Source organism: Oceanobacillus manasiensis, from assembly GCF_000724085.1.
Lineage (GTDB): Bacteria > Bacillota > Bacilli > Bacillales > Amphibacillaceae > Oceanobacillus_B > Oceanobacillus_B manasiensis.
This window is the reverse complement of record NZ_CCDL010000002.1, coordinates 279,550-293,379: the sequence shown is the minus strand read 5'-3', so window position 1 is coordinate 293,379 and position 13,830 is coordinate 279,550. Positions and strand designations below refer to the sequence as shown.

General features: G+C 37.7%; 13 protein-coding genes. All 13 read right to left on the bottom strand.

What is annotated here, in order from left to right:
- Positions 1 to 17: 17 nt before the first annotated feature.
- Positions 18 to 1,331, bottom strand: a complete 1,314-nt coding sequence (locus tag BN985_RS10595) for a DEAD/DEAH box helicase (protein ID WP_042223437.1) — start codon at positions 1,329 to 1,331, stop codon at positions 18 to 20.
- Between the two features lie 31 nt (positions 1,332 to 1,362).
- Positions 1,363 to 2,478: a Nif3-like dinuclear metal center hexameric protein gene (locus BN985_RS10590; RefSeq protein ID WP_042223436.1), complete on the bottom strand. Its 1,116-nt coding sequence runs from the start codon at positions 2,476 to 2,478 to the stop codon at positions 1,363 to 1,365.
- On the bottom strand, positions 2,456 to 3,181 hold the full coding sequence (locus BN985_RS10585) for a tRNA (adenine(22)-N(1))-methyltransferase (RefSeq protein WP_042223435.1): 726 nt from the start codon (positions 3,179 to 3,181) through the stop codon (positions 2,456 to 2,458). The genes BN985_RS10590 and BN985_RS10585 overlap by 23 nt, the downstream gene beginning before the upstream one ends.
- Positions 3,182 to 3,274: 93 nt before the next feature.
- Positions 3,275 to 3,670: a cytochrome c550 gene (gene cccA, locus BN985_RS10580; protein ID WP_042223434.1), complete on the bottom strand. Its 396-nt coding sequence runs from the start codon at positions 3,668 to 3,670 to the stop codon at positions 3,275 to 3,277.
- Between the two features lie 103 nt (positions 3,671 to 3,773).
- Positions 3,774 to 4,304, bottom strand: coding sequence for a hypothetical protein (locus BN985_RS10575; protein ID WP_052360672.1), 531 nt, complete (start codon positions 4,302 to 4,304; stop codon positions 3,774 to 3,776).
- 99 nt (positions 4,305 to 4,403) lie between these two features.
- On the bottom strand, positions 4,404 to 5,528 hold the full coding sequence (rpoD, locus tag BN985_RS10570) for an RNA polymerase sigma factor RpoD (protein WP_042223433.1): 1,125 nt from the start codon (positions 5,526 to 5,528) through the stop codon (positions 4,404 to 4,406).
- Positions 5,529 to 5,557: 29 nt separating this feature from the next.
- On the bottom strand, positions 5,558 to 7,375 hold the full coding sequence (dnaG, locus tag BN985_RS10565) for a DNA primase (protein ID WP_042223432.1): 1,818 nt from the start codon (positions 7,373 to 7,375) through the stop codon (positions 5,558 to 5,560).
- Positions 7,376 to 7,883: 508 nt separating this feature from the next.
- The gene (locus BN985_RS10560) at positions 7,884 to 8,687 is read right to left on the bottom strand and encodes a pyruvate, water dikinase regulatory protein (RefSeq protein WP_042223431.1); all 804 of its coding nucleotides are present in this window, start codon (positions 8,685 to 8,687) and stop codon (positions 7,884 to 7,886) included.
- 21 nt (positions 8,688 to 8,708) lie between these two features.
- A complete protein-coding gene (locus tag BN985_RS10555; protein WP_042223430.1) occupies positions 8,709 to 9,338 on the bottom strand; it encodes a helix-turn-helix transcriptional regulator in 630 nt (209 codons plus the stop codon).
- 193 nt (positions 9,339 to 9,531) lie between these two features.
- Positions 9,532 to 11,616 (bottom strand): glycine--tRNA ligase subunit beta, encoded by a 2,085-nt coding sequence (glyS, locus tag BN985_RS10550; protein ID WP_042223429.1) that lies wholly within the window; start codon positions 11,614 to 11,616, stop codon positions 9,532 to 9,534.
- Complete coding sequence (glyQ, locus tag BN985_RS10545) at positions 11,617 to 12,495, bottom strand: glycine--tRNA ligase subunit alpha (RefSeq protein ID WP_042223428.1); 879 nt, start codon at positions 12,493 to 12,495, stop codon at positions 11,617 to 11,619.
- Positions 12,496 to 12,881: 386 nt separating this feature from the next.
- Positions 12,882 to 13,625 carry a DNA repair protein RecO gene (gene recO / locus BN985_RS10540; RefSeq protein ID WP_042223427.1) on the bottom strand — a complete coding sequence of 248 codons (744 nt, stop codon included), beginning with the start codon at positions 13,623 to 13,625 and terminating at the stop codon, positions 12,882 to 12,884.
- Between the two features lie 43 nt (positions 13,626 to 13,668).
- Positions 13,669 to 13,812 (bottom strand): YqzL family protein, encoded by a 144-nt coding sequence (locus BN985_RS10535; RefSeq protein ID WP_084157525.1) that lies wholly within the window; start codon positions 13,810 to 13,812, stop codon positions 13,669 to 13,671.
- Between the last annotated feature and the right edge of the window lie 18 nt (positions 13,813 to 13,830).

Below are 13,830 nucleotides of genomic sequence, written 5' to 3'. Positions count from 1 at the left end.
CACCTCTCCCGTGTAATTTATTTTTTAAATCTATTTTTACGAGCAATTTCTCTTTTTATCTTCGTCTGCTGATTCTTCATTTTCTTTTTATAACCAGGTTTTACTTTTTTGGTTTTTTTCACACGTTTCCATGCTTCTTTTTCCGCATCAGTCGTTGTATTAGAACGGAGTGTACGTTTATTCCATGGCTTAGCTTCAATCCACTCGCCCTTACGTATATCTGTATAGGTGAATGTCAGACCTTTTTGTTCTAGTTTTTGAATCAGCTTAATATCGTCATCCTGGTAAATACTAATCGCTGTGCCTTCCATACCTGCTCTAGCTGTTCGTCCCACACGATGGATATAAAAGTCCTCTTCCTTTGGTAGCTGAGCATTAATCACATGACTAACACCCTTGATATCAATCCCACGTGATGCTAAGTCTGTTGCTACAATATATTGATAACGAAGGTTTTGAATTTCTTTGAGCACACGTTTACGCTCTCTCGGTGCTAAACCTCCATGGATAAGACCAACCTTTAATCCTTTCTGTAGTAATGAATCTGCTAATTGGTTTGCCTTCTCTTTTCCGTTGGTAAATATTATTGCTAAATAAGGCTGAATTGTTTGGGAAATCTCTAAGATAAGCTGCGCTTCATCACGGTGTTTTAAGGCAACGAGTTGATGTTCCATTGTCTCAGGCGAAAAATGATCCTGAACCTTTACATATAAGGGGTTCTCCAGATATTTTCTAAAGAAATGCTGTAAGCGTTGCGGTATAGTTGCAGAGAATACTAATAGCTGTATGTCTTTTGCTGATCGTACCAATAATTGATCAACATCTGTTATAAAACCCATGTCCAACATTAGATCTGCTTCATCTACTACAAAGGATTTTGCAGAATAAATGGAAATGGCATCATCTTTTACTAGATCAAGAATTCTTCCAGGTGTTCCTACAATAATATGGGGGGGCTGTTTTAATTTTTCAGCCATCTTTTGTTTGTCAGTACCACCAATTAATAATTTTGCAACCCATTGCTTCTCTCTATCTGCATAATGAATTATACGTTTTACTTCATCGTAAAGCTGTGTAGCAAGTTCTCTTGTAGGAGCGGTAATAACAAATTGTACCTCTCTTTTGTTCGTGTCTATTTGGTTAAACATAGGTAGTAAAAACGCATGTGTTTTACCAGAACCAGTGCGTGACTGTCCAATTACACTTGTACCTTTTAAAATTGATGGTATAGCTTTCTTCTGTATTTCAGTAGGTTCTTTAAATCCTAATCTCTCTATAACATCATGCATTATTGGATGAAAGGTAAATTCTTTAAAACTGTTTTGTACCATTTGTATAGAACTCCTTTATACTAGTTGTATTTTAAATAAATTGAAACGGATCTGTGTTGGTTGAGGATGCCAGTAATTTAATATCAGTAGTTGAAAATTCCTTCTCCAAATATTGCAGAATGGATTCTTTCATTACTTTTTCAGCGTAATGTCCCGGATCAATGAGTGAAAGTCCCATTTGCCAAGCATCCTGAGCAGAATGAAAGGTCAAGTCACCAGTAATAAAGGTATCTGCACCAGCGTTACGTGCTGCACGGATATATTTTTCTCCGCTCCCACCTAGTACGGCAACTTTTTTCACCTGACTATCTAAGTCGCCTGTCACACGTGTTCCCGGAAGGTCCAATCGTTCCTTTATTAGCATACTTAATTCACGAAGTGACATGCCATTATTCAGCTTACCAATACGCCCCAGCCCGTACTTCTGTCCCTCAGTCTTGAGTGGAAAGATATCGTAGGCTACTTCTTCATAAGGATGTACTGCTTTGGTTGCAGCAAGTACTTTTTGCAACAGACTGTCTTGGACAATTGTTTCTATTCTTACCTCTTGTACAAACTCCATTTTATCTTGAGAACCGATATACGGATCTGTGCCTGCTAATGGCTTAAATGTTCCTTCTCCCAATGTCTGAAAGGTACAATGACTGTAATTTCCGATATACCCAGCACCTGCGTTCCCCATTGCATCCCTAACTTGATGTTGGTGGGTCTGGGGAACGTAAACTACTAACTTTTTTAGCTGTTCTGCTCCCTCTACGATAAGAGGCTTTGTATTTGTTATTCCTAGTTTTTCACATAGTACATCATTCACGCCACCTTCAGCAATATCTAAGTTTGTATGTGCAGCGTAAACGGAAATATTATGCTGTAAAAGCTTTTTTAACACACGCCCCTGAGCAGTTTCAGTATGAAGTTGATTAACTGGTTTAAATAGCAGAGGATGGTGAGCTATTATTAAACTTACATTCTTTGCTATCGCTTCGTCTACAACGTCTTCTAGTACATCCAACGTAACCATAATTTTTGAAACAGGCGCATCATAAGAGCCCACTTGTAATCCCACATTGTCCCAGTCATAGGCTAGTGATTTTGGAGCAAGCCTTTCCATCGCTACAAAAATATGTTTATTTTTGATTATCGATTTCATTGATTATCTCCTCCATCCATTTTAATTCTAAATTGAATTGTAGTACCTTTGCTTGATCTTTTACCTTCGCTTCCTCCATTTGCACGAGGACACGTTGTAGCTTTTCATATTCGTGGAGCCATTTATTAAAAAAGGCAGTGTTTTTTTCTCTCATCAAATATGGGCCAAAGAGCAGCTGTCTTTCTTTAATTTCTTCTTGATAGGGGGACTTTCTTATATCTCTCTTAGCTGATAAAATTTCATAAATATGGCCGTTTTCTTCTAAAATTCCCTCATTTTCTAATACATAACCATTTTCTATAAACCATTTTCTTACGCTTCTGGCATCAATATTTGGCTGTGCAATAATGTGATTGACTGCATCAAGCTTGTCCTTGCCTTCTTCCAAAATATTACGGATTAGCGAGCCACCCATTCCCGCTATAACTAATTGATTTACTTCCTGTTGATCTAGAACAGCCAAACCATTCCCTAAACGCACATCTATCCGGTCATCCATTTTAAATTGCTGTACAGTTCTTAGTGCACTTTCATAAGGGCCCTCATTCACCTCACCAGCTATCGCTTGGGAAGTTTGATCCTGTAGACAAACATAGCATGGTAAGTATGCATGATCAGACCCAATATCAGCGAACAATGCTCCTGTTGGCAAAAAAGAAGCTACCTGCTTTAATCTTTCAGATAAATTCACATTAAATGACATAACTATCTCAACTTTCTATTGTGTCTTATTTTTCTATGTAATAAGAAAAGCTTTCTGTCGTAATTGGCAGAAAGCTTAACTATCTGATATAAACTACTGTTTTTCCGCAAGCCATGAAGCCAAGACTTCAGCTTCTTGATCCGTTGCCATTCCAGGTGGCATAGAGCCCTGGCCATTAATAATTATATCCTGAATTTCATCTTCTGATAAACGGCTACCTACTTGAGTCAAGTCTGGACCTGCTCCACCAGACAAATCAGCGCCGTGACAGCTTGCACAATTGGATTCAAAAATTGCTTCTGGGTCATCAGATGTTTCCCCTTCGCCTGATTCTCCCTCAGAGGACTCTCCACCTTCTTCGGTTTGTTCCCCTTCTTCAGCTTGTTGAATTTGTTCCCTTTGGTCTATACCAATAATTGATATAACAATTACAGCAAGTATCCCTAAAAGAGCTATTAATGCATACGGGATAACTGGGTTTTTTCTCATTGCGTTTCCTCCTTATGTAATCCCCATAATCTATTTCGCTATAAAAGACTATTTATATTTTACTCGAAAAACCAAATTGTTTAAAGAGTTTACCTATTAAAATTCACAAAATAGTGTAAAGGCAAGTAAATAGTAGAGCAATTATGCCGATAATAACTAGATATCTTAGACTGTTCTTTACACCTAGAAAGATCCAAGCACTAAAATTTAACGCAAACACAAAGCTAAGATAAATGCCTTGTAAATGAAGTAGTTTTCCTATAGTCAACAAACTTAAGAATGCTAGAAAAAGGCTTGTTATCAAACCAAGGTGATATAACGTATTATTCCTGTTTTTCATAGTGACATACGTCCAACCACTATAACAAAGAAAAAGTAACAACATACCAAGTTGCAAAGCAAGCTCTATTTGCGTAAAATAAAGTACAAAGAATGAGAACGGTAACAAAATAGAGACAAATATAATTTGTAATACTTTACTAGAAAATTTAGCTGAGTTGTTAACCGTGTTTGAAGTTCCTTCTCCATTAGTATATAGAGCTAGGAGATAGTCACAGTATTTATCTGGAAGTAGTTGATGTTCTTTCCAATAATGTATCTCGGTTACAATGGTATTAATTCTTTCCTCTCTCATATCTCACGCTCCTATAAAAGAATGCTTTACAAGCATATTTCTTTTTTATAATAGGAGAGGCCATTGAACTCCTAAAATGAACAATGACCGTACTATTATTTAGTCGAGAAAATCCTTTAATCGTTTACTACGGCTTGGATGCCTTAGTTTCCTAAGTGCCTTAGCTTCAATCTGGCGAATTCGCTCACGTGTTACACCAAATACCTTCCCAACTTCTTCAAGCGTTCTGGTTCTTCCGTCATCGAGACCGAAACGTAAACGTAAAACATTCTCTTCACGATCGGTAAGTGTATCAAGCACATCTTCAAGTTGTTCTTTTAATAACTCATAAGCCGCATGATCGGATGGTGATACAGCTTCCTGATCCTCTATAAAGTCTCCAAGATGTGAATCATCTTCCTCCCCAATAGGGGTTTCTAATGACACAGGTTCCTGTGCAATTTTAAGAATGTCACGAACTTTATCAGGCGACAGTTCCATTTCTTCTCCAATTTCCTCTGGAGTAGGCTCCCTGCCCAAGTCCTGTAGTAATTGACGTTGAACTCGGATAAGCTTATTGATCGTTTCTACCATGTGTACCGGAATTCGGATTGTTCTAGCTTGGTCAGCTATTGCACGTGTTATAGCTTGTCGGATCCACCAAGTTGCATACGTACTAAATTTGAATCCTTTACGGTAATCAAATTTCTCAACTGCTTTCATCAGACCCATGTTTCCTTCTTGTATCAAATCGAGAAAAAGCATACCCCGTCCAACGTAACGTTTTGCAATACTTACAACTAGGCGAAGGTTTGCCTCTGCCAATCGCCTTTTAGCTTCATCTTCATCGTTCTCAATTCTTGTTGCTAGGTCGATTTCTTCAGCGGCTGATAATAGATCAACTCGTCCAATTTCTTTTAAATACATACGTACAGGGTCGTTAATCTTGATTCCTAGCGGGACACTCAAATCATTAAGATTAAATTCTTCTTCCTTGGCGATTTGTTGCATATTTGGATCCTCTTCAGATTCACCAATAACTTCGACACCCTGTTCTCCAAGGTACTCATAAAATTCATCCATTTGATCTGGTTCGATAACAAAATTTGATAGGCGGTCTGCTATTTCTTCATAAGCTAGAACACCACGTTTTTTCCCCATCTCAAGCAATTGATCTTTCGCTTGTTCGATGGTTAGTTCAGGCTCATTATTTTCTTTGGTTTCTGAAGGCTTGTTTTCGGCCATGAGTCCCCCTCCTTCCAGACTACGTAAAATTAATTCGTATTCTTTAAATGTTTTTGTATTTCAATAATTTGTTTAGCAATTTGAGCTGCTTTTAATGGATCATTCTGCCTCTCAGCCATTACTTGCTGATCTTTTAGCGATTGAATGTCCGTAACATCGTTTGCTTGGGCGCGGATCACCCTGACATAGTCGCTGATCTCCTTATCGCTGATATCTTCATATACAGGGGCCATTGCAATTTCAACCACAATTTGCTTTAATCTTGGGTCTGTAAGCCGTTCAATAAAAAGACTTACATCTGCTGTATGACCGTCTTCGTAAAAAGCATATAAATGAGTTGCTATAATTTTGTGGTCATCTACATTAAACGCGGCGCCCAGCTCTTCACGTACATTTTCAGCAATGGATGCATCCTGTAGCATATAAGTAATAAGTTTTTTTTCAGCATTTTGGAAAGCGGGTAGTAATTTTTGATTACGTACAGATCTTTTTCCATTATTAGTATATCTGTTCTTTTCGCTATTATCCTTCTGTCTTCCGCTTCTATTCTGATATGTCTGTAACTCACCAGCTAGCGTATCCAGTGATATATCAAATTCCTTACTTAACTCTTTTAAGTAATATTCCCGTTCCACTTGACTATCAATCATTGCAAGTAGTTGAAGCATTTTTTCTATATACTTTATACGGTCACCTTCAAGATTTAAATTATACGCTTTACGGTGATATCTCATATAAAAAGTAACATAGGTTTCACTTGCTTTTATTACTTCATTCTTAAATGCTTCTTTGCCATGTGTTTGAATAAAACTATCTGGATCGAGTCCATCCTTTAACCTTGCTATTTTCACTTCACAACCAACTGATCGCAATAGTTCAGCGGCTTTACTTGTTGCTTCCACACCAGCATTATCTCCGTCATAGCAAATAATAACCGTATCTACATAGCGTTTTAACAATTTCGCTTGATAATCAGTCAAGGATGTCCCCATCGTAGCCACGACGTTTCTAACATCAGCTTGGTAAGCGGAAATAACATCCATATACCCCTCAAATAAAACTGCTTCGCCTTCTTTGCGGATATACTTTCTAGCTTGGTCAAAGTTAAATAGTAGCTTTCCTTTTTGAAATAAATCACTTTCTGGGCTGTTTAAATATTTTGGTTCTTGATCTTTGCCAAGAGCACGCCCTCCAAAAGCAACTGTTTTCCCTAAATGATTTCGGATAGGAAAGATTACCCTACCTCGAAAGCGGTCACTTACACTATTATCATTCATAAGCGAAACTAAACCTGCTTTGACAAGGATTTGTCTATGGAACCCCTTTTTTTCTAGAAATTCAGCAGTAAAATCCTTTACATTCGGTGCAAAACCTAATTGGAAAGCATCTATTGCCTCTTCTTCTAGTCCCCGATCTTGTAAGTAATGGTATCCTTCTTTACCATCCTTCGCATATCTTAATAAATGATGGTAAAGTTTCGTAACCCATTCAAATGCGGAAAGTATGTTTTGGCTTTCATCTGATAGAGAAGATTCTTTTTTAACCCCTGTATCAGGTAATTCCTTGCCAGCCCTTTCTGCTAAGAACTGTAGTGCTTCATAGAAAGAATAACTTTCCATTTCCATCAGAAAGGTTACGACATTCCCCCCTTTACCACATCCAAAACAGTGAAAGATCTGCTTTTCCTGGGTAACAGAGAAGGATGGAGACTTTTCCCCATGAAAAGGGCAGAGTCCAAAATAATTTCTACCTTGTTTCTTTAATTGAACATAGTCCCCGATAACGTCCACAATATCATTTGCTTGTCGTATTTCTTCAATAACTGTTTCGGGAATTTGATTTGCCATTGACATCACCATACTATCATTACTATTCGTCGTGCACGAAAGAGAATCCTTCAATTTTCGACAATATTTTTTCTATACCGAGAAAAAATTCCTTCATTCGGTATATTTTACATAGAAGGATAGATTACACAGGAAGCGTGCAGTTTATTTTGTTTTTATTAACTTCACAAAAAAACTGTATGAAGCTCCGTGATTTTGACGATCCTGTAACAAGGCTTTACAAATTAAAACGCACTTAAAAGTTGCTTACTTTACATTATTTCTACATATTCCATAAAGAATCCTTCTTTTAATTGAATGTTTTACTTTTCAGAATATGCAACAGACATATAAATAGAACGATTGTTTCTATATATATCTTTACACAAATTACGATTATAATACACTTTAGCCAAAAACGCTAGAATTTAGCCTAGTAATTTTATGTGACTTTTTAACAACAAAAAACATTCTATTATGAATATAGAATGTTAGGTTGTTTGGAAACCATGATGTTCTGACTATTTCTTTAATCCTGTATTAAATGTAAAATATTATTTGCAGTCTCTTCCACAGCCTTATTAGAAACATCAATAACTTTACAGCCAATGCGATTAACCACATCATCAAAATAGCCAAGTTCTTGATGGATCCTTTCTATGTTGGCATATGTTGCCTGTCCACCAAGGCCTAGCGCCTTCAGTCGTTCTTTTCTTATTTCATTTAATTTTTCAGGGCTGATTCGTAATCCAATACATTTATCGGGATGTACCTCAAATAGTTCTTCAGGAGGGTCAACCTCTGGAACGATTGGCACATTAGCCACCTTTAACCGCTTATGGGCAAGAAATTGTGACAGGGGTGTTTTTGATGTTCTTGAGACTCCAATTAGCACAATGTCAGCCCTAGCAATTCCCCTGGCATCACGGCCATCATCATACTTAACAGCAAATTCTATGGCTTCAACTCTTTTAAAGTAATCTTCATCCAATTTGTGGACCAGTCCTGCTTCCATTCTTGGTAAATTATCAAATACACGCTCCATCGAAGCAAGCATAGGCCCCATAATATCTATCGCTTCTATATCCATCTCTCTTGCCTGGTCGTTCACGTATTTTCTTAAAAACGGATCGACTAAAGTAAAACCAATTAACCCTTTGTTCTCTTTTGTTAATTGCAATACTTCATCAATCGTACCAGTATCCTCCACATAAGGAATCCGTTGAATTTTGTACTCACCATTATTAAATTGACTAAGTCCCGCTTTTATTACAAGTTCAGCGGTTTCTCCAACAGAGTCTGAAATAACGTATACAGTCGGTGCCAATGTCATCCAAATGCCCCCCGTCAATAATTATACTTGATCATTCATAATGAGCTCGACAAACACCTTGGTGATGGTCGTCTTTGTAATTCGGCCAATGACTTCTAACCCTGACTCTGTATCCCTTACAACAGGGATTCCGTCTATTTGTTTATTAATTAATTTCATAGCCACATCAATTAATAAGTCTTCTCTTCTACAAATTGTTATATTTGGCATCCTTGTCATAATAATATGTACTGGGACACTGTTTAAGTCCTGCTGCCCAATACTTGCGCGCAACAAGTCTTTACGAGATAAAACACCTGTTAGACAGGAATGTTCGTCTACAACAAACAGAGTTCCCACATCTTCTAAAAACATGGTAGATATAGCATCGTAAACTGATACACTTTCCTTTACTACTATTGGCACATGTTGAAATTGCTGAACTTTAAACTTTTTAATTTGTTCTGTAAGTAGTTCAGAACCTGTCTTGCCTGTAAAAAAGTAGCCAACACGTGGTCTAGCATCAAGAAACCCAGCCATCGTAAGGATGGCCAGATCTGGCCTTAGCGTTGCACGTGTCAGGCTTAACTTTACCGCAATGTTTTCTCCTGTTATTGGCCCCTCTTCTTTCACTATCTCTATAATACGTTCCTGTCTTTTCGATAATTCCATTATGCCACCACCTGGCGATCAATATTGCATACTTGCCTCATATTATAGCTTATACTAAAGGAAAAAGAAAATATAGAAACTATTAAAATGAAACTACATTTGGTAAGAAGGGCTCCTGCTTCCCGCTTAAAGCCCTTCATTACCATTTGATTTCTTGAAGTGAGGGTTTACTATCAGTTAAGGCAAGACAATTCTAGAAGTTTTGTTTCCACTCGATCTTCGCAAGATCTGCATAGTCTCTAATGAGCAATGCGATCTTCTGCACAAGTGCTAAGCGGTTTGCGCGAATTTGCTCATCCTCCGCCATAACCATGTTATGTTCGAAAAACTCATGGATGAACTCAGAAAGGGTTGAAAGTACATCCAAGGCATCTTTTGCCTCTTTCCTATCTTTTTTCTCATTGTATGTTTCTTTAACATTTTGATAAGAGTTGTATAACTCTTTTTCTGAGTCAGTCTCAAATAAGTTAGGGTCCACATCAGTTGCGTCCATTTCTTTCGCAAGATTTAAAAGACGTACCAGCGCCTCCTGAACTGGCTTAAACGCTTCCTCACTTCTTTTTTCAGAAAGTACTTTTGCTTTTGAAATAGTGTACGATACATCGCCAATCTTCTCATGCAAGACAGCCTGTGTTATATCCTGTTCCACACTTTCTTCTTTTAAGATAAAACTAGCTCGAGCAGTAAAAAAGGTATGCAGCTCTTGTTTTACTTCCAAGTCATCATTCGTGTCAATTCCTGTTTCTTTTATTAACTGCAAGGTGAAATCCAACATTTCTTCAAGCGTAATATCCCATCCTCGTGCTTCTAGTATCCGCATTACTCCTAACGCTTGTCGTCTTAAACCATACGGGTCTTGTGAACCTGTTGGTGTAAGTCCAATGGCTATACAACCAACGATCGTGTCTAACTTGTCTGCAACACTAACCATTGCGCCAATCTCACTCTTTGGTAACGCACCATTTGCCTGTACAGGTAAGTAATGTTCTTTTATCGCTATAGAAACTTCTTCTTCTTCTCCAAAATGTCGTGCATACTTTTCGCCAATAATACCTTGTAGCTTGGTAAATTCATTTACCATGTTGGTCATAAGGTCAAACTTACAGATCTCAGCTGTTCTTAGAGCATTTTTCCTTAATACCTCTACGCTGTTTAATCGCTCCGATAACAGTTCTGTAATACCTGTAACACGCTTCATTTTATCTCCGATTGTTCCAAGTTTTTCCTGGAAAACTACTCTATCTAATTTTTCTTGGAAGAAATCTATAGAATGTTTCTTGTCTTCATTGTAGAAAAAGGCAGCATCTGATAAACGAGCACGAAGTACTTTCTCATTCCCTTTTATTACTGTCTCCAGTGCATTTGTATCCCCATTACGAATACCAACAAAATACGGTAAAAGCTCTTCTTTCATTGATTTAACAGGGAAGTACCGTTGATGTTCCTTCATAGAAGTAATGAGCACCTCTGAAGGAAGCTTTAAATATTGATCTTCAAAAGACCCGATAAATAATGTAGGGTATTCCACAAGGTTTCGTACCTCTGTAAGTAACTCTTTATCAACAGGTATTTTGTAGCCATGCTCTAATTCTGCTGCTTCTATTGCTTCAAGGATTAACTTCTCTCTGGCACCCGAATCAACAATTACATAGCTATTTTCTAACTTTGTCTTATATTCATTTGGATGGTTTAACGTAACTTTGTCTCCTAAAAAGCGATGGCCATATGTAACATTATTTGTAGCCACACCTGCCACTTCAAAAGATATTACCTCATTACCAAATAGAGCGGCAATCCATCTAATTGGTCTTGCATAACGCAATGTTTGAGTGCCCCAACGCATGTTTTTACCAAATTGAATAGATTCAATAATGGACTTTAAGGCTGGAAGCAGCTCATCAGTCGACTTGCCGTTAATAACCTTGGAGACATATATATAGTTCGTACCTTTAACTTCTTTTAAATAGATGTCTGAAACATCTTTTCCTTGTCCTTTTGTAAACCCTATAGCTGCTTTTGTCCAATTACCACTTTCATCCTTGGCAATTTTCTCGGCTGGTCCTTTTGCTTCTTCTTCAATAGTCTCCTGCTCTTCTGCTACTCCTGTAATATGAACTGCTAGTCTGCGCGGAGTAGAATAACTGCTAATGGCTGCATAAGAAATACGCTGTTCTTTTAACCAATTAGCTGTTTTTTCTTTTAGTTGTGTTTCTGCATCATCCACAAAACGGGCAGGTAATTCTTCAAGTCCAATTTCTAGTAAAACGTCCTTAGCCATTTACTTCTCCTCCTTTTGAAGCATAGGAAAGCCTAGTCTTTCCCGTTCCGCTACATAAGCTTTAGCAATACTTCTAGCGAGATTACGAATTCTTCCAATGTACCCCGTTCTTTCTGTTACAGAGATGACACCTTTCGCATCTAAAAGATTAAAGGTGTGAGAACATTTAAGAACATAATCATAAGAAGGAAATACAAGCCCTTTTTCCATCGTCACCTTTGCTTCCTGCTCATACATCTCGAATAACTGAAACAGCATATCTGTGTTAGACTCCTCAAATGTATAGACAGAATGTTCATATTCAGGTTGGAAAAAGATATCTTTTACCGTTACGCCATTTGTCCATTCCAGATCAAAAACGTTTTCTTTATCCTGAATATAGGATGCAAGTCTCTCAATTCCATAAGTAAGTTCAACAGTCACTGGGCTTGCTTCCAAACCACCAATTTGTTGAAAGTAAGTAAACTGCGTAATTTCCATCCCATCTAGCCACACTTCCCAACCAAGACCAGCAGCACCCAAGGTTGGGTTTTCCCAGTTATCTTCCACAAAACGAATGTCGTGTTTTAATGGGTCGATCCCTAACTTCTCAAGTGACTCTAAATATAGTTCCTGGATATTATCAGGTGATGGCTTCATAATTACCTGAAATTGATGATGCTGATAAAGTCGATTAGGATTTTCCCCATATCTCCCGTCATCTGGCCGTCTTGACGGCTCAACATATGCTACATTCCAAGGCTCAGGTCCTAAACTTCGTAATAATGTCATTGGTGACATCGTACCTGCACCCTTTTCTACATCATATGCTTGCATGATGATGCAATTTTGGTCTGACCAATGCTTTTGCAAGGTCAAAATCATTTCTTGAATATTCATCCTCACATACCTCCATTTAAAAATTGTAGTAATAGTCTCACTTGTAACGAAATTGTACCTTTCCTTACTTAGGATTTTAGAATTTCAACTGCAGTAAAGCTTCCAAGATAAAATTCCTAAAGTACAAAAAACCCGTCCCTATGTCTAATTATATAGACATAGGGACGGGTTTTAGCCGCGGTTCCACCCTATTTGCTCAAGTAAGAATGAGCCACTTTATTTGGGCTGCTCCAGAGGTGCCATTCCTTTATGTACTGTCATTCGGCTTACACGATCCCGAATTCGCTGTTCACAGAAGCAAAAAGTACTAATCTCTATCAATGCAGCTATTATTCACATTGAAATATGTAAAAATCATACGTCATTCTTTGCTTTTTTGTCAAGGGTTAAGAAAATAAATCAATTTGCGAGAGAAATTTTCTTGATTTTAAATAGAAGCCTCCATATGTATCATAATAATTATTCAACAATTGACGAAGTAGCAATTTATTTTCCTCTTTTACCGAAATAGAGCCTACCTGATCCAAGTTAACTGCCGAAAACACATAGAGTAGTTTTGAGACTGAATCTGGAAGCTCTACTGCAGCACCATCTACATAGCGGCACTGTCTGCAGAGCAATCCACCTTCATGGATTGAAAAGGCATATGGATTTCTCTTTTGACCACAGTTAGCACAGCGATCAACCGTTGGAGCAAAGCCACCTTTTTGAAACAACTTCAATTCTAACATCATAATTGGGATGATTGGATCTTCTTTATCTGCGATCCAATGCATAGTATGGTCAAATTCATCATATATATTGATGTCTGGGCTTTTTTGATCCATTAATTTATCAAGCAATTCCGAGATATAAGCGGCGTAAGCAGTCCTCACAATATCTTCTCTTATTCTACGCAGTGAATGAATTACCTCACCCTGTTGTAGAGTGCTTAAACCACTGTTAAGGTAAACAAAAAATTCTCCATATATGAATGGCTGCGTTACGGCAGCCATTCTGCTTTTAGGCTTTTTTGCACCCTTCGCCAAGACAGAGATTTTACCTGCGTTTTTACTAAAAATTGTAACGATCTTATGTGTTTCTCCATAATCTGTAGTTTTAATTACAAAGCCTTTAATTTTCTCTAACACATACCTTCCCCTTTTCTAACGGAATGTGCCTATGTTTAGTCTACTAAAGCTGTGAATCCATTGATGCTTCTTCTTGTTCCGTCTGACTCATAATATTATTGTTTGGTTCATTTTCCAACTCTTTCATTAACAAATAGGTTTCAATGTTTCCCGTTTGACTAAAAACTCTCCAGGTTAAGTCGATCACAAGAAACCCCACCTTTCT